The sequence below is a fragment of the Sphaerimonospora thailandensis genome (genome assembly GCF_016863115.1).
GTDB lineage: Bacteria > Actinomycetota > Actinomycetes > Streptosporangiales > Streptosporangiaceae > Sphaerimonospora > Sphaerimonospora cavernae.
Window position 1 is genome coordinate 114461 of record NZ_BOOG01000003.1, and the last position, 16119, is coordinate 130579.

At 71.5% G+C, this 16119-nt stretch carries 14 protein-coding genes and 1 pseudogene; 13 read left to right on the plus strand and 2 right to left on the minus strand.

The genetic code is table 11. The annotated features are described in order from the left end of the window. The first annotated feature begins 74 nt into the window (after nucleotides 1-74). The 9 genes from Mth01_RS01055 (at nucleotide 75) to Mth01_RS01095 (ending at nucleotide 10252) form a co-directional block, all read left to right on the plus strand. A complete protein-coding gene (locus Mth01_RS01055) occupies nucleotides 75-1208 on the plus strand; it encodes a zinc-dependent alcohol dehydrogenase (RefSeq protein WP_204009815.1) in 1134 nt (377 codons plus the stop codon). Continuing rightward, a complete protein-coding gene (locus tag Mth01_RS01060) occupies nucleotides 1196-2728 on the plus strand; it encodes a class I adenylate-forming enzyme family protein (RefSeq protein WP_204009818.1) in 1533 nt (510 codons plus the stop codon). Before Mth01_RS01055 ends, Mth01_RS01060 begins: the two co-directional genes overlap by 13 nt. A gap of 235 nt (nucleotides 2729-2963) precedes the next feature. Continuing rightward, nucleotides 2964-4169, plus strand: coding sequence for an ABC transporter substrate-binding protein (locus Mth01_RS01065; RefSeq protein WP_204009821.1), 1206 nt, complete (start codon nucleotides 2964-2966; stop codon nucleotides 4167-4169). A gap of 80 nt (nucleotides 4170-4249) precedes the next feature. Next, nucleotides 4250-5122, plus strand: a complete 873-nt coding sequence (locus tag Mth01_RS01070) for a branched-chain amino acid ABC transporter permease (protein ID WP_204009823.1) — start codon at nucleotides 4250-4252, stop codon at nucleotides 5120-5122. Then, on the plus strand, nucleotides 5119-6135 hold the full coding sequence (locus tag Mth01_RS01075) for a branched-chain amino acid ABC transporter permease (protein ID WP_204009825.1): 1017 nt from the start codon (nucleotides 5119-5121) through the stop codon (nucleotides 6133-6135). The genes Mth01_RS01070 and Mth01_RS01075 overlap by 4 nt, the downstream gene beginning before the upstream one ends. Then, nucleotides 6128-6964 carry an ABC transporter ATP-binding protein gene (locus tag Mth01_RS01080; protein WP_204009827.1) on the plus strand — a complete coding sequence of 279 codons (837 nt, stop codon included), beginning with the start codon at nucleotides 6128-6130 and terminating at the stop codon, nucleotides 6962-6964. The genes Mth01_RS01075 and Mth01_RS01080 overlap by 8 nt, the downstream gene beginning before the upstream one ends. Then, complete coding sequence (locus tag Mth01_RS01085) at nucleotides 6951-7685, plus strand: ABC transporter ATP-binding protein (RefSeq protein ID WP_204009829.1); 735 nt, start codon at nucleotides 6951-6953, stop codon at nucleotides 7683-7685. Before Mth01_RS01080 ends, Mth01_RS01085 begins: the two co-directional genes overlap by 14 nt. A gap of 58 nt (nucleotides 7686-7743) precedes the next feature. Continuing rightward, a complete protein-coding gene (locus Mth01_RS01090; protein WP_204009831.1) occupies nucleotides 7744-8649 on the plus strand; it encodes an SDR family NAD(P)-dependent oxidoreductase in 906 nt (301 codons plus the stop codon). Further along, complete coding sequence (locus Mth01_RS01095) at nucleotides 8642-10252, plus strand: class I adenylate-forming enzyme family protein (protein ID WP_204009833.1); 1611 nt, start codon at nucleotides 8642-8644, stop codon at nucleotides 10250-10252. The genes Mth01_RS01090 and Mth01_RS01095 overlap by 8 nt, the downstream gene beginning before the upstream one ends. Nucleotides 10253-10264: 12 nt before the next feature. Here the strand turns inward: Mth01_RS01095 and Mth01_RS01100 are convergent, their stop codons facing one another. After that, nucleotides 10265-10663 carry a thioesterase family protein gene (locus Mth01_RS01100; RefSeq protein ID WP_204009835.1) on the minus strand — a complete coding sequence of 133 codons (399 nt, stop codon included), beginning with the start codon at nucleotides 10661-10663 and terminating at the stop codon, nucleotides 10265-10267. A gap of 80 nt (nucleotides 10664-10743) precedes the next feature. Between Mth01_RS01100 and Mth01_RS01105 the strand changes: the two genes are divergently transcribed. Beyond that, the gene (locus Mth01_RS01105; protein WP_204009838.1) at nucleotides 10744-12450 is read left to right on the plus strand and encodes a class I adenylate-forming enzyme family protein; all 1707 of its coding nucleotides are present in this window, start codon (nucleotides 10744-10746) and stop codon (nucleotides 12448-12450) included. An 11-nt stretch (nucleotides 12451-12461) separates the two neighbouring features. Here the strand turns inward: Mth01_RS01105 and Mth01_RS01110 are convergent. Then, a pseudogene (locus tag Mth01_RS01110) lies at nucleotides 12462-12782 on the minus strand (glycoside hydrolase family 3 protein); the annotation flags it as partial. Nucleotides 12783-12936: 154 nt separating this feature from the next. Between Mth01_RS01110 and Mth01_RS01115 the strand changes: the two are divergent. Genes Mth01_RS01115 through Mth01_RS01125 form a run of 3 tightly spaced genes read left to right on the plus strand, consistent with a single transcriptional unit; the run spans nucleotide 12937 to nucleotide 16117 of the window. Continuing rightward, nucleotides 12937-14289 (plus strand): extracellular solute-binding protein, encoded by a 1353-nt coding sequence (locus Mth01_RS01115; RefSeq protein WP_239088951.1) that lies wholly within the window; start codon nucleotides 12937-12939, stop codon nucleotides 14287-14289. A 2-nt stretch (nucleotides 14290-14291) separates the two neighbouring features. Continuing rightward, nucleotides 14292-15212, plus strand: a complete 921-nt coding sequence (locus tag Mth01_RS01120; RefSeq protein WP_204009841.1) for a carbohydrate ABC transporter permease — start codon at nucleotides 14292-14294, stop codon at nucleotides 15210-15212. A 2-nt stretch (nucleotides 15213-15214) separates the two neighbouring features. Next, nucleotides 15215-16117 (plus strand): carbohydrate ABC transporter permease, encoded by a 903-nt coding sequence (locus Mth01_RS01125; protein ID WP_204009844.1) that lies wholly within the window; start codon nucleotides 15215-15217, stop codon nucleotides 16115-16117. The last annotated feature ends 2 nt before the right edge of the window (nucleotides 16118-16119 follow it).

The window sequence follows — 16119 nt, forward strand, 5'->3', positions numbered from 1 at the left end:
CGATCCAGGGTTGACTCGACTTAGATATTGAATACAAAATTCAATCGGTCCCGGTCAAGTCCTCAGGAGGTGACATGATGCGCGCAGCGGTCCTGCACGGCTTCGGTGATCTTCGCGTCGAAGAGGTGCCCGACCCCGTGCCCGGCCCCACCGACGTGGTCATCGACGTCGCCCGGGTGCAGCCCAGCGTCACCGAGTGCATGCTGATCGCCGGTGAACCGGTGGCGCTGCACGGGCGTCTCGCCGACGCCCTGGCCGCCGGCCCGGCCCGGTTCGGCGGGCACGAGTTCTGCGGCGTCGTCCGCACCGTCGGCGCCGCGGTGCGCGACGTCGCCGTCGGCGACCGGGTCACCGCGGTCGAGACCATCGTGTGCGGACGCTGCCCGGCCTGCCTGCGCGGCCGCTCGGACGCCTGCCTGGCCCCCGAGTTCATCGGCTTCACCCGGCCGGGCGCGTTCGCCGAGCAGGTGGTCGTGCCCGCGTCCTGCGTCGTGCCGGTCCCGGCCGGCGTGTCGGCCGCCGCGGCCGCGGCGGTCCAGCCGCTCGCCGGGGCCCTGCACGCACACGCCCTCGCGGCCGTCCAGCCCGGCGAGACGATGCTGATCATCGGCGCCGGTGTGATGGGGTTGCTCGCCCTGCAGGTCGCCCGGCGCGGCAACGCCGGCCTCGTCATCATCACCGGGCGCAGCCCGGCCAAGCTCGCCCTCGCCGCCCGGTACGGCGCCGACCTGGTCGTGGACGCCGCCGCCGACGACGTGTGGCCTGCCGTACGCGAGGCCACCGGGGGCATCGGCGTCGACGTGGTGATCGAGACCGCGGGAGGTCCGCCCGAGGCCGGACTCGCCGGCGTCGCCACGTTCGAGTCGGCCGCGCGCTGCGTGCGCCGCGGCGGCCGCGTCGTCATGGTGTCCGTACTCCCCGACCGGGTGCCGGCGCCGCTGGGCCTGCTGCGCGAGCGGAGCGTCTCGCTGCTGCACCCGCGTTCCGGCGCCGGGGGCTACTCCCCCGGCGGCGGCGTCTTCGACCACGCGCTGCGGCTGGTCGCCCGCGGCGACATCGACGTGGAATCACTCATCACGCACCAGTTGTCCGGAATAGAGGAGGTGCCGAAGGCGGTGGACATCACCCGGAACAAGACCGCGCACGGTGCGATCAACCCGGCCCAGGTCGACCTGACCGGCGGATGGGAGCAGCCGTGGAACTCCTGATCGGCGATATCGTGCGCCGGGCGGCCCGCATGGCGCCGGCGGCGACCGCGGCGACCCTGGCCGGGGACCGGGTCGGTTTCGGGGACCTGGACGAGCGGGCGAACCGCACCGCCAACGCCCTGGCAGGGCTGGGTGTACGGCGCGGCGACCGCGTCGCCTGGTGTGCGGCGCCCACGCTGCGCACCCTGGACGGCTTCCTCGGCTGCGCCCGGCTCGGGGCCGCCTTCGCGCCGATCAATCCGGCGCTGTCCGCCGCCGAGTTCGACTCGGTGCTCTCCTACCTGGACCCCGTCCTGCTGGTCACCGACCGGGCCGACGTCCTCGCCGACGCCCCCGGAGGCCTCCCAGGCGGCCTCCCCGGCGGCGTGCCGGTCGCCCGGGTCGGCGGCCGGCCGGGCCCGGGGGACGACCTCGGCGCGCTGGCGGCCGGGGCGTCGGCCGCCCCGCCCGACGGGCACGACCGCGTCGCCGACAGCGACCCGCACATCGTCTACCTGACCAGCGGCAGCACCGGCCGGCCCAAGGGCGCGCTGGTCAGCCACCGGGCGAGCTGGCTTCGCGCGGCGCCCGGCGGCGGCACGTTCACGACCGGTCTCCGCGGGTCGGGCGGGGTGCTCTGCAGCTTCCCGCTGTACCACTACGGAGGCTGGCACTACGTGATGGAGGCCTGGCAGAACCGGACCGCCGTACACCTCGTGAGCCGCGCCGACGCCGTACAGATCATCGATGCCGTGCGGCGGGAGCGCCCGTCGGCGATCTACTGCATTCCGGCGGTGTGGGAGCGGCTGCTCGATCGCGAACACCGGCACGCCGACCTGTCGTCGCTGCGGCACGCGGACTCCGGCACCTCGGGGGTCGCGACGGACCTCGTCATGCGCATCAAGGAGCGCCTGCCCGGGACGACGACGACGATCCTGTACGGCTCGACCGAGGCGGGCAGGATGGCGGCCCTGCCCGACGAGGACCTGCTCAGGAAGCCGGGCAGCGTCGGTCTTCCCGCCTTCCCCGGTGCGCTGTGGGTGGACGCCGCGGCCGGCGAGGTGGGTGAGGTCTGCGTCAGCGGTCCGGCGCTGATGTCGGGATATCACGATCTGGCCGCGGAGACGGCGGCGGCCCTGCGCGACGGCGTCTACCGCTCGGGCGATCTGGGCTACCTGGACGACGAGGGCTACCTCCACCTGACCGGGCGCGAGCGTGAGGTGATCCGCACCGGCGGCGAGACGGTCTCGCCCTTCGAGGTGGAGAGCGCGCTGCGGGACCTGCCCGGCGTCGTCGACGTGGCCGTGGTCGGCGTGCCCGACGAACGGTGGGGTGAGGTGGTCTGCGCCGTGGTGGTGCCGGCGCCGGGCGTTGCCCCGCCCGAGGTCGCCGTGGTCCGCGCGCACGTCGCGGGCCGGCTGGCCGGCTTCAAGCAGCCGCGCCGGGTCGCGGTGGTGCCGTCGATCCCCCGCACTCCCGCGACCGGCCAGATCCAACGCTCGCGGATCCGGATCACTCTGACCGAGATAACGACTGGCTAACGGAGAAAGGGACTTTTGTCCACTTGACACAAGCATGGCCGAAAAGCAGGATAGCCACCAAGCGTTTGATAGGCCATCTGGCTCACCCCGGGCCACGAATAAGCGACTCCACCAGCGTCGACGCGACGGTATCGACATCGGGCGAACGCACGGTTCGCCGCGAAAGATACCTCAAAGTTATCTAAATGCAATTAGACGTTAAAGGCAGAGTAAATTGTCCATAATTAGAGGAACGATGGCGCGTTGGGTCGCGGGCATGGCCACCCTCGCCCTCGCGGTCACCGCCTGCGGCGGCACCGGCGACGACGCGGACAGCCCGACCGACGGCAGCGCGAAGGGCGCACCCATCATCATCGGGATGGACGAGGACAGCACCGGCCCCGGCGCCTCCTACAGCACCATCGCCGGCAAGACCATCCGGCTGGCCGTCCAGGACATCAACGACAAGGGCGGCGTGCTCGGCCGGCCGCTGCGGCTGGTGATCGAGAACGACGAGAGCGACCCCACCAAGGTGCCCGCCGTGCTGCAGAAGCTCCACAGCCAGGGGGCCAAGGCACTGTTCCTGCAGAGCGGCAGCGCGGCCGTCATGCAGGCCAAGTCCACGCTGACCCAGCTCGGACTGCCCGCGATCGCGCCCACCGGGGTCACCGCGACGCTGGTCGAGCCGCCGGACAACGAGCTCATCTACATGCTGGCCAACACGACGACGGACTGGGCCGAGGTCTACTGCGGCGCGTTCAAGGCCGCGAACATCAACACGCTGGGCATCCTGACCGACGACACCACCACCATCGCCGCCCTGAACAAGGCCCTGCTCGGCGGGATGTCGTGCGTGAAGATCACGGCAACCGAGAAGGGCGCGGCCAACGCCTCCGACCTGTCGGCCCAGGTGGCGCGGCTCAAGGACGCCAACCCGGACGCGGTGCTGGTGACCAGCGTGGGCGGCGCGTTCGAGGTGCTCGCCCAGAACACGCTGGCCGCCCAGCTCAAGGACAAGCTCCGCTTCTCGCTGGCGTCGATCGGCAACCAGCCCTCCTCCTGGAAGCTGGCCAACCCCGGCGCCCTGGAAGGGCTGATCTTCATGGGTTCCATCAACCAGGACAACCCGCGCACCAAGGCGCTGACCGAGCTGCTCAAGAAGGCGAACGGCCCCGACTACGAGGTCACCGCCTACGACGCGGAGGGCTGGGACGCGGTGCAGCTGCTCAAGCTGGCCATCGAGAAGGCCGGCGGCCCCGATGATCCGAAGAAGCTCAACGAGGCGATCCAGAGCATCAGCGGCTACCAGGCCAGCTTCGGACAGGGCAACTTCACGCTGTCCTTCTCCGCGACCAAGCACCTCGGCGCCGACGGCCCCTGCGGGCTGTCCCTGATCGAGTTCGGCGCCGACAACAGGCCGAAGGGCCCCTGGGCCACGTTCCAGCCCCCCTGCTCAAGCTGATCCTGTGCGGATGAGGGCGGGCGGCGTCCGGCCGGTGTCCGGCCGGCCCGCCCTCACTCCGCCGCGCAAGAGGAGTTTCCATGACGGACCTCCAGCTCTGGCTCTCCGCTATGGAGATGGGCTGTTTCTTCGGCATGCTGGCGCTTGCCTACCACCTGATCTACGTCGGCGCCGGCTTCTTCAACTTCGCCATCGGCCCGTACGCGATGATGGGCGGGCTGTGCACATCATGGCTGGTCATCACCTATGACCTGGGCGTGTGGCCGGCCGCCGCCATCGGCGTGGCGGCGACGATCGCGCTGGCCGCCGCCACCGAGTTGGGAGTCGTGCGGCCGGTTCAGAAGCGCGGGGGCGGGGAGCTGCCCGCGCTGGTGGCGGTCGCGGCCGTGCTCTTCGCGATCCAGCAGTTCGCCGGTTACCTCTTCGGCTATCCGACCCTGCCCGGGCAGAGCCTGGCGAGCTTCGCTCCGGTGCCGGTCGGCGACATCACCGTCCAGCCGAGCTCACTGCTGCTGATCGTGGTCGCCGTGCTGACCTTCGTCGCGACCGCCGCCTGGATCCGGTTCAGCCGGACCGGCCGGCTGCTGCGCGCGGTCGGTGACAGCAACCAGGCGGCCGCGCTGCTCGGCCTGCCCGTCAACCGGATCCGGCTCATCGCGTTCGTGGTCGCCGGTTTCGTCGCCGCCCTGGCCGGCCTCCTGTTCGCCCCGAAGGCGGGGGTGAACTCCCTGTCCGGCCTGCACTGGTCGCTGTCGGGCTTCCTGGCCGTCGTGGTCGGCGGCACCGGCTCGGTGTGGGCGCCGCTTCTGGGCGGCATGCTGCTCGGGCTGGTCGAGGTGTTCCTGCCCTACTACTTCGGCGGCCAGTCGCATGTCTACGGCATGCTCCTCATCGCGCTGCTGTTCTTCGCCTTCAAGCCGCAGGGCCTGTTCGTCCGGAAGGTGCGCGCATGACCACCACGATCTCCCGGCCCACCGTGTCCAGCGACCGGTGGGACCCGCGCCGGATTCCCGGCGGCGGCGGTCTGGCTCTCGGCGTCGCCGTCGCCGCGCTGATCCTCGTCTGGGTCGGCTCCGACGGTTACCGGCAGACCCTCGTCATCTCCGCCGCCACGTACGCGCTGATCGCGCTCGGGATGTACGTCCCCTATCTGATGGCCGGTTCGCTCTCCATGGCCTACAGCGCCTACGCGGGCATCGGCGGTTACGCGGTCGGGCTGATCTCCGCCAGGACGGGTCTGCCGCTCGTCGTCGCGTGGATCGCCGGCCCGATCGTGGCGGCGCTCGTCGCGGTGGTGCTGGGGATGGTCACCCGGCGGCTGTCCGGCTTCTTCCTCGCGGCGGTGACCCTGCTGTTCGGCATGGCCTTCACCGCGTTCCTCATCGACGCCGAGAGCGTCTCCGGGGGGTCGGGAGGCCTGGGCAACCTGCGGCCGCTCAACCTGCTGGGCTGGACGCCGAGCCACTACCACGTGGTGGTCGGCTCGGCGGTCGTCGTCTGCGTCATCGCGTTCCTGCTGGACCGGCTGCGGCTCTCGCCGTGGGGTGTGGTCGTGCGCACCATGCGCGACGCGCCGCGCGCCGTGGAGGCGGCCGGTGTGCGCGTCCCGGTGCTGAACATCGTCGCGCTGGCGCTGGGGGCGATGATCGCGGCCGTCGGCGGTGGCCTGTTCACCTATGCGGCCGGCAGCATCACGCCCGACACGTTCACGCTCAACATCGTCTTCCTCGCCATCTTCATGCCGCTGATCGGCGGGGCGGGCACGCCGTGGGGCGCGGTCGCCGGCGCGGTGATCGCGGTCGAGCTGACCCTGAACTTCCCGGCCGTCCAGACCAGCGGCACGCTGCTGCTCGCGGTCGGCGTGCTGGTGATCATGCTGGTCGCCCCGAAGGGCGTGGTGGGCTACGCCGACAAGTTGCGCACGCGCCTGTGGGCGCTGCTGCGGAAGGAGCGGGACCGTGGCTGAGGAGACCCTGCTGGTCGGGCGCGGCCTGACCAAACGGTACGGCGGGGTGACCGCCCTGGAAGGGGTCGACTTCGAGTTGCGGGCCGGGGAGATCCTCGGCCTGGTCGGCCCGAACGGCGCCGGCAAGACCACTCTCGTCGACCTGATCTCCGGGGCGCAGGCGGCCACCACCGGTGAGCTGGTGCTGCGCGGGTCGAAGCTGACCGGGCCGGCCTCCCGCCGCGCCAGGGCCGGCCTCGCCCGGACCTTCCAGTACCCGCAGCTCGCACTGGAGCTGAGCGTCCGGGACAACCTCCTGCTCGGCTGGGCCGCCCGCAGGCACGCCTCGCTGTGGCAGATGATCGTCGGCGCGGCCGCCGGGGCGCTGCGGCCCCGCGTACCGGCCGACCAGGCCGCCGTGCGCACCCTCGCCGAGGAGCTGGGCATCGAGGGCCTGGACCGGGCCGCGGGCGATCTGACGCTCGGCGAGCAGCGGCTCGTCGAGGTCGGCCGGGCACTCGGGCAGGACCCCCTGGTGCTGCTGCTGGACGAGCCGTTCGCCGGCTCCGACGCGCGTGGCGTCACCGGCATCGCCGAGGTCATCCACACCGTGCAGCGGCGCGGGCACGCGGTCATCCTGGTCGATCACAACGTCGACCTGGTCGCGCGGCTGGTGGACAGGGTCATGCTGCTGGACCGGGGCCGGGTGGTCTTCGACGGCGACCCGCGCGAGTGCCTGGCCAGCCCGCAGATGCAGAGCGTCTACTTCGGATCGGACGCCGACACCGACACCGACTCCGGTGCCGGTTCCCCGGAGACGCAGGCGGAGGTGGAAGATGTCCGGTCATGAGCTGAAGGTCGAAGGGCTGAGCGTCCGCTACGGGCAGGCCAGCGCGCTCAGCGACGTCACGATCACGGCGCGGGGCGGCGCGGTCACCGCGCTGGTCGGCCCCAACGGCGCCGGCAAGAGCAGCCTGCTGCTCGCCGCGTACGGCTCGGTGCCCGCGACGGGGACGGTGTACCTCGACGGCACGGACATCACCCGGCTGCGCCCGGTCGCCCGGGCCCGGGCGGGAATCTCGATCGTGCCCCAGGGCCGGCAACTGTTCCCGCACCTGGACGTCGCGGACAACCTCCGGGTGATGGCCGAGCTGCTCCGCCTGCCCGGCTCCGCCGTGGACGACGCACTGGATCGGTTCCCGATCCTGCGCAAGCGGCTGCGCAGCCTGGCCGGCGTGCTGTCCGGCGGCGAGCAGCAGATGCTCGTGGTCTCACGCGCGCTGATGAGCTCGCCCAAGGTGCTGCTGCTGGACGAGATGATGACCGGCCTCGCCCCGCTCATCGTCCAGGAGCTGGCCCGGTCGGTGACCTCCCTGGCCCGCGAGGGTGTGGCGGTGCTGCTGGCCGAGCCGGCGCTCGGCGTCCTGCGGCGGGTCGTCGACCGGGGCTACGTGCTGGTCCGGGGCGAGGTCGTGGCGCAGGTGGACGACGGCGGCAGCGCCCTGGACGAGGCGTACAGCACGGCGATCGGCATCGAGCAGCCCAAGGACCTGCGTCCCGCGGGCCGATGACCGGACCGTCGAAGCCGCGGCGTGAGCCGCCTTCAGGAACTGTGGAGAGGAGTTCGCGATGAATGCCGACACGGCCCCGCGGGGCCGGTTGACCGGCAAGGCGATCGTGGTCACCGGCGCGGGCCGCGGTCTCGGCGCCGCGTACGCCCGCCTGGCCGCCGCCGAAGGCGCATCTGTGATCGTCAACGACGTCGACGGCGAGGCGGCCGCGTCGATCGCCGCGGAGATCGGCGCGATCGGCGACGACTCCGACATCGCGACCTGGGAAGGGGCCGGTCGGCTGATCGAGGCCTGCCGGAGCGCGTACGGCAGGATCGACGGCCTGGTCAACAACGCCGGGATCTTCCACCTCGCCCATCCACGCGAGCAGGATCCCGCGGAGTTCCGCAGGATGATCGAGGTCAACCTGCTCGGCACCGCCTACTGCGGCCTGCACGCCATCCGGGCCATGCTCGGCCAGCCCGGCGGCGGCTCGGTCGTGAACGTGACGTCCGGCTCCCAGGCCGGTTCCGCCGCCATGGGCGCGTACGGCGCGAGCAAGGGCGGGGTCGCCTCCCTCACCTACTGCTGGGCGGCCGACCTCGCCGGCACCGCCGTACGGGTGAACGCCGTGTCGCCGAACGCGCACACCCGGATGGCGGACACGTTCGAGCGCTACCTCGGCGAACGGGCACGGGGGCAGAACGTGGGCAAATCACCGGCCACGAACGCGCCTGCCGTGGTCTACCTGCTGTCCGACGCGGCAGCCGGCATCCACGGCCAGGTCGTGCGGGTGGACGGCGACGAACTGTCGCTGATGACGCATCCCGGTGTGGCGATGCCGGCCGTGAGAATGCCGGCCTGGACGGTGGCGGCGGTGGCCGCGGCCTTCGACGACGAGCTCGCCCGGCGGCAGCAGCCCCTGGGCGTACACCCTGGGATCGACATGAATGGGGTCGACATGAATGGAGCCGCAGGTGCCTGAGTTCTCCAAGACGACGGAGTTCTCCGCGGCGACGATCGACCGCTACTACGCCGACGGCGTCTGGACCGGCGACACGATCGCCGATCTGGTGGCGCGCAACGCCGCGGACGCGCCGGACGCCGTCGCCTTCCACGCCTCCGACGCCACGCTGACGTGGCGGGAGTACGACCGGCTGTCCACCCGGCTGGCCGCGGCCTGGGCCCTCAACGGCCTGCGGCCCGGTGACATGATCGCGGTCCTGTTCACCGGTGGCGCACTCACCCATGTGGCCTACCTGGCCGCGCAGAAGGCCGGGCTGGTGACCGTCGGCCTGCCGCCGCGGGCCGGGGACGCCGAGATCGCGCACCTGCTGAGGCACACCGGCGCGGCCGCGCTGGCGACCCGGGCGTCGCATCGCGGCCGGCCGGGGCACGAGATCGCCCGGGCCGCCGGGGTCGGCCGGCATCTGGTGGTGGACCTGATCGGGTCGGACCTCACCGTGGCGTGCGAGGGCGTTCCGCTGCCGGTCCCGCCGTGGGAGCAGGCCGCGGCGCGGGTGGCCGGCCGGGGGCTCGGCCCCGACGACCTGTTCTTCCTCAACTCCACCTCCGGCACGACCGGGCGGCCCAAGTGCGTGCGGGCGACCATGAACATCCGCAAGTACTTCGGACCGCTCGCCGCGGAGGCCGCCGGCTTCGGCCCCGGCGAGGTGGTGCTGAGCGCGCTGCCCGCGCCGTACGGCTTCGGACTGTGGAGCGCCCACGTGGTGCCGGCGCAGTACCGCTTCCCCACCGTGCTCACCGCCGAGTTCGACCCGGCCGAGACGCTGCGGCTGATCGAGCGCCACCGGGTGACCGTGCTCGCGGCCGTGACCAGCCAGTTCATCATGCTGCTGAACGCGCCGGAGTTCGCCGAGCACGACCTGAGCTCGCTGCGGGTGCTGTTCACCGGCGGGGAACGGGTGCCCTATCACCGCGCCGTCGAGTTCGAGGAGCGCACCGGCTGCGCCGTGCTGCAGTTCTACGGATCCAACGAGGCGGGCCCGATCTCGGTCACCAGGGTCGCCGACGACCGGGAGCGGCGGCTGCGCACGGCGGGCCGCCCGATCCCGGAGATGCGGGTCCGGTTCATCACCCCCGAAGGGGCCATGGATGAGAGCGGCCCCGGCCAGGTCGCCGTCGACGGGCCGGGCTGCTGCCCCGGCTACTTCCGGGACGAGCAGGCCGACCGCGTTCTGTTCCGGGCGGACGGCCGGCTGCTCACCGGGGACATCGGGAGCGTGGACGAGGCCGGTTATCTGTCGGTGACCGGGCGGACCGCCGACTTCATCATCAGGGGTGGGCACAACGTCAGCGCACTTGTGGTGGAGGAGTCGGTCGGCGGTCACCCCCGGGTGGCCCAGACGGCCGTGATCGGAATGCCCGACGAGGTGCTGGGCGAGCGGGTGTGCGCGTTCGTGGTCACCCGCGACGGTCGCGAACTGACCCTCGACGACCTGCGGGAGCACCTGGACGCCGCGGGCGTCTCCAAGGTGAACTGGCCGGAGCGCCTGGTCCGGCTGCCCGCCCTGCCGATGGGGGCGGGCGGCAAGGTCGACAAGCCGGCGCTGCGCGGGCTGGTGTGACCACGGGCTGCCTCAGCCGCGGCCCTGGATCAGGGTCTGGGTCACCTGGCCGTCGCCGATCGTGGTGCCCGCCACTCGCGCGGACACGTCGAAGGTGATGTGGCGGCCGCGCACTTCGGCCACCACCGCCCGCACGTCGACGCGCTGGCCGGCCAGGGCCGGGGCCCGGTGCCGTACCCCGATCCAGGTGCCGACGGCGGCGGCGCCCGGCGCGAAACGCGGGCGCAGGATGTCGGCGGCGGTGTCCTCCAGGAAAGCGATCAGCGACGGGGTGGTGAGCACCGGGGGCGCCCCGGGCACGTGCCCGGTGACCATGGACTCGGTCACCTCGAAGGAGCGCTCCATCTGATCGCCCGCTTGCACCGGATCGGCCAGCAGCTGGTCCGCGGCCGGGGTCTGCCAGATGTCCATTCCGCCTCCTTGACGTCCTTTTTGGATCCACACAGAATGACACAACCAAGCATTTGTTAGATAGATTAGGGCAGGGTACCGTGGGATTCGCTGATGTCGCCGCTCTGTTTCCGCCTGGTACGGCGCCGGCCGCCGGCAGCGCGCACGAGCGTTACGTCGCGCAGCGGCTCGCCGAGGTGGGGCGGTGGGGCACGGACACGCTCGTCGACCGGGTGCGTCGGCACGCCGCGGTCATCCCCGACCGTCCCGCCTTCATCGCCGCCCCGGCTCCGGGGAAGACTTCAGGGAACGCCTCGGGGGAGGTCTCAGGAGAAGACGGGGACCGGATCAGCTGGAGGCAGTACGACGAGCTGTCCGACCGCCTCGCCGTGCTGCTGCTGCGCTCCGCAGTCCCTGGCGGTGGCGGCCTCGCGCGCGGTGAACGGGTCGGAGTGCTGCTCCCGGACGGCGTGGCCGTACACGTCGCCTATCTGGCGGCGCTGAAGGCCGGCGTCGTGGTCGTGGGCATCGGGCCGCGGGCCGGCCGCCAGGAGCTCCGGCACCTGCTCACCGTCGGCGGCGCCACGGCGCTGATCAGCCACGCGGAACACCGCGGCACACCCGTCGGCGAGCTCGTCGACGGGCTGCCGCTGCAGTCGCGGCTGGTGCTGCCCCACCGGCTCACGGACGCGGACTGGCCCGAGCCGACGCGGGACGATCGCCGGCTGCTCGAGTCCCGCGCCCTCGGCCTCGGCGAGATCCATCTGCTGAACGGCACCTCGGGCACCACCGGCATGCCCAAATGCGTGGCGCACAACCAGAACCGGTGGATGTACTACCACGAGCTCGCCGTCGAGGCGGGGGCGCTCACCCCTGACGACGTCTTCCTCACCCTCATCCCGGCGCCGTACGGCTTCGCGCAGTGGACCGCGAACTTCACGCCCACGCTGCTCGGCTCGCCCACCGTGGTGATGCCGCGGTTCTCCGCCGCCGGGGCGCTGGAGCTGATCGAGCGGGAGCGGGTGACCGTGGTGTGCTGCGTGAGCACGCAGTTCATCATGATGCTCAACTCCGATCCCGGCCGGTACGACCTGAGCTCGCTGCGCTGCATGTTCACCGGCGGCGAGGCGGTGCCCTACGAGCGGGCCGCCGAGTTCGAGCGGCGCACCGGCGCCCAGGTGCTGCAGTTCTTCGGCTCCAACGAGACGGGGGCGCTGTCGCGGACCCGGACCACCGACACCGTGGAGCGGCGCCTGCGCACGGCGGGGCGCGTCATCGACGAGATGCACGTCCGGCTGCTGGCCGAGGACGGCGCCGACGTCACCGCCACCGGCGGTCCCGGTCAGGCCGCGTGCGCCGGACCGGCCACCTGTCTGGGATATTTCGACGACCCCGAGGCCAACGAGCGGCTGTTCACCCCGGACGGCTGGATGCTCACCGGGGACATCTGCACCGTCGACGAGGACGGCTACCTGCACGTGGTGGACCGCAAGTCGGACTTCATCATCCGCGGCGGCAAGAACGTCAGCGCCGCCGCCGTGGAGGAGCAGGTCGGCACCCACCCGGCGGTCGCCATGGTCGCCGCCGTGGCCGTCCCTGATCCGACGTACGGCGAGCGGGTCTGCGCCGTCGTGGTCCTCCGCCCCGGCGCCGCCGTCGACCTGGACGGCCTGCGGGCGCATCTCGCCGGGCGCGGGGTCTCCCCGGAGAACTGGCCGGAACGACTGGAGATCGTCGACGAGCTGCCCCGGGGCTCCGGCGGCAAGGTCGCCAAGGCGGAGCTGCGCACCCGCCTCCGCACGCGTTAATCCCCCGGCGACGGGGTCCGCAGGTAGGTGCCCGGCTGCCCGCCGGGGCCGCGCGGGATCTGCACCGGCAGCTTCCCGGTGGGCTGCACCCGGCCGGACAGGACGCCGGCGATGGCCGCGCCGCCCTCCTCACCGGGCATGAACGCCTGGACGAGCGCGGCGGCCCTGCCGTGCACCTCGCCCAGCGCGTACGGCCGGCCCGACACGACGACCACCACGACGGGCGTCCCCGTCGCGGTCAGCTCCACCAGCAGGTCCTCCTGCACCCCGGGCAGCCGCAGGTCCTCGGCGTCGCAGCCCTCGCCCGAGGTGCCCTGCCCGAACATCCCGGCGAGCTCCCACGCGGCATGTCTCGAAATATTTCGACGAGATGATCCAAGGAGGGCCAAACGGGGACACTGGCGGTACGATCCACGACAACCGGCCCCCGTATTCGATCTGTCATTGAGCCGCCACCAGCCTCGACATAGACGTACGGAGATCAGAGTGGACTCCAGGGCAACATCCCGCCGAACCTTCCTCGGCCTCTCGATGGGCCTCCCCCTGACCGCCGCCATGGCGGCCTGCGGCACGTCCGGCCCGGCCAGGCCCGGCGGAGGCACGGGCGCAGGCGGAGGAGGCGGCGGCGCCAAGGCCACCTACTGGTTCCTCTCGGGCCCGCCCGGCGAGGCCGTCCGCACCGCGGCCGTCGAGCGGTTCAACAAGGCCGACCCCAACAGCGGGATCGAGTTGACGGCCGTCCAGAACGACGCGTACAAGACGAAGATCAAGACGGCGATCGGGGCCGGCCAGGCGCCCACGATCATCTGGGGCTGGGGCGGCGGCGGGCTGCGCAGCTACGTGCGGGCCGGCCAGGTCGAGGACCTCACCTCGTGGTTCGACCAGAACGCCGCCGTGAAGGACCGGCTGTTCCCCGGCGCCTTCGGGGCCGCGACGATCGGCGGCAAGATCTACGCGATGCCGTGCGAGACCGTGCAGCCGATCGTCCTGTTCTACAACAAGAAGGTCTTCGAGAAGGTCGGGGTGCAGCCACCGCAGTCCTACGGCGACATCCTGGATCTGGTGAAGAAGTTCAACGCCGCGGGCGTCGCGCCGTTCTCCCTGGGCGGCCAGTCCCGCTGGACGAACATGATGTGGCTGGAGTTCCTCTTCGACCGCATCGGCGGCTCCGAGGTGTTCCAGGCCGTCTTCGACGGCGAGAAGGACGCCTGGAACCACCCCGCGTCCATCGAGGCCCTGACCAGGATGCAGGAGCTCATCCAGGCCGACGGCTTCGTCAAGGGCTTCTCCTCCGTCACCGCCGACTCCAACGCCGACCAGGCGCTGCTGTACACCGGCAAGGCCGCGATGATGCTGCACGGCAGCTGGTCGTACGGCATCCAGCAGGCGCAGGGCGGCGACTTCGTCTCCGGCGGCGGCCTCGGCTGGATGAACTTCCCGCCGGTCGACGGCGGCAAGGGCGACCCGAGCGACACCGTCGGCAACCCCGGCCAGTACCTGTCGATCTCTTCGAAGGCGACGCCCGAGGAGAAGGAGATCGCCAAGAGGTTCTTCACCACCGGCGTGCTCGACGACCAGGAGCAGAAGGAGTGGATCGACACCGGCGGCGTGCCGATCGTCAAGGGCTCCGACGGTCTGTTCGCCGGCTCCGAGGACGCCGAGTTCCTCAACTTCATCTACGGCGTCGCCGGCAACGCCAAGGTGTTCGCCCAGTCCTGGGACCAGGCGCTCAGCCCGACCGCGGCCGAGGTGCTGCTGGACAACATCGCCAAGCTGTTCCAGCTGTCCATCTCGCCGCAGCAGTTCGCTACGAACATGAACGCGGTCATCGGCCAGTGAGCATGTCCGCGACCACCGCTGGACGGACGCCGTCCGCCGCCGCGCGCGAGGCGCGCGGCGGCGGCGTCCTCCCGTGGCTGGCCGTACCGGCCCTGCTGAGCTTCGTGGCCTTCGCGGTGGTTCCGCTGATCGGGGTCCTGCTGCTCAGCTTCACGTCCTGGGACACGCTCGGCGACATCCGGCTGAGCGGGCTCGACAGCTGGTGGGACGTGCTCACCGACCCGGGACTGCCGCACGCGCTGTGGGTGACGTTCCTGGTGACGGCCGCCTCCTGGGCGGTCCAGACGCCGGCCAGCATTCTGATCGGGGTGTTCCTGGCCGGTCGTCAGCGCTACCGCGAACTGCTCGCGGTGCTGTACTTCATCCCGCTGCTGCTCAGCTCGGCGGCCATCGCCATCGCCTTCAAGGCGCTGCTCGACCCGAACTTCGGACTCGGGGCCGGGCTGCACCTCGATCTGCTCAACCAGGACTGGCTCGGCGAGCCCGTGCTCGCCTTCAGCGTCGTGATCTTCGTGGTGTCCTGGCAGTTCATCCCGTTCCACTCGCTGCTCTACCAGGGCGGAGTGCGGCAGATCCCGCGCTCGATGTACGAGGCCGCGGCACTGGACGGCGCGGGCCGGGTCCGTACGTTCTTCAGCATCACGCTGCCGCAGCTCAAGTACACGATCATCACGTCCTCGACATTGATGATCGTCGGCTCCCTGACCTTCTTCGACCTGATCTTCGTGCTGACCGCGGGCGGTCCCGGCGACGCCACCCGCGTGCTCGCCGTGGACATGTACAAGCGCGGCTTCCAGGCCAACCTCATGGGAGCGGCCTGCGTGATCGGCGTCATCCTCGTCCTGCTGGGTCTCGCCCTGGCGCTGCTGCTGCGCCGGCTCGGCGGTCGCGACCCGGGCGCCAGCCAACTGGAAGGGGCCTGACCGTGACCGCGACCCACACGTCGACGGGGGCCGGGGACACCGCCGCGGCCAAGCCGCGCGGGCACCGACCGGGGACGACTCCCCAGCGCCCCAACTGGGTGGGCGGGCTCGTGAGCTGGCTGTGGCTGGCCGTGGTGATCGTACCGATCTACTGGATCGTGATCACCAGTCTCAAGACGCAGGGCACCTACTTCCTGACCAACCCGCTGGTGCCCCCGTCCGATCCGACCCTGGAGAACTACCGGCTCGTCATCGAGCTGGACTTCCCGCTGTACTTCCTGAACAGCCTCATCGTCGCCGTCGGCACGGTGGTCCCCGCGGTGACGTTCTCGTTCATGGCGGCGTACGCGATCGTCCGGAGCGGCGGCGCCGGCCGCTTCCTCCGCGGGGTGAACTCGCTGTTCCTCATGGGCCTGGCGATCCCGCTGCAGGCGACCGTCATCCCGGTCTACCTGATGATCATCAAGCTGCACCTCTACGACTCGCTGACGGCGCTGATCCTGCCGTCGATCGCCTTCGCGATCCCGCTGTCGGTGCTGGTGCTGGGCAACTTCATCCGCGACGTGCCCAAGGAGCTGTTCGAGTCGATGCGGCTGGACGGCGCGACCGAGTGGACGACGCTCTGGCGGCTGGCCTTCCCGCTCACCCGGCCGGCCGTCGTGACGGTGTCGATCTACAACGCGCTGACGGTCTGGAACGGGTTCCTGCTGCCGCTGATCCTCACCCAGAGCCCCGACAAGCGCACGCTGCCGCTGGCGCTGGCGGCCTTCCAGGGGGGACCGTACGGCGTGAACGTGCCCGCCGTGCTCGCCGCCGTCGTGCTGACCATGCTGCCGATCCTGATCCTTTACACGGTGGGCCGCCGCCGGCTGCTCAGCGGCCTGACCGCCGGCTTCGGCAAGTGACC

Bases quoted from the DNA above. Each gene is read 5' to 3' on its own strand.
- Mth01_RS01065 (WP_204009821.1), top strand. From the start codon at position 2,964: ATGGCGCGTTGGGTCGCGGGCATGGCCACCCTCGCCCTCGCGGTCACC.
- Mth01_RS01090 (WP_204009831.1), top strand. From the start codon at position 7,744: ATGAATGCCGACACGGCCCCGCGGGGCCGGTTGACCGGCAAGGCGATC.
- Mth01_RS01085 (WP_204009829.1), top strand. From the start codon at position 6,951: ATGTCCGGTCATGAGCTGAAGGTCGAAGGGCTGAGCGTCCGCTACGGG.
- Mth01_RS01100 (WP_204009835.1), bottom strand. From the start codon at position 10,663: ATGGACATCTGGCAGACCCCGGCCGCGGACCAGCTGCTGGCCGATCCG.
- Mth01_RS01070 (WP_204009823.1), top strand. From the start codon at position 4,250: ATGACGGACCTCCAGCTCTGGCTCTCCGCTATGGAGATGGGCTGTTTC.
- Mth01_RS01120 (WP_204009841.1), top strand. From the start codon at position 14,292: ATGTCCGCGACCACCGCTGGACGGACGCCGTCCGCCGCCGCGCGCGAG.
- Mth01_RS01075 (WP_204009825.1), top strand. From the start codon at position 5,119: ATGACCACCACGATCTCCCGGCCCACCGTGTCCAGCGACCGGTGGGAC.
- Mth01_RS01055 (WP_204009815.1), top strand. From the start codon at position 75: ATGATGCGCGCAGCGGTCCTGCACGGCTTCGGTGATCTTCGCGTCGAA.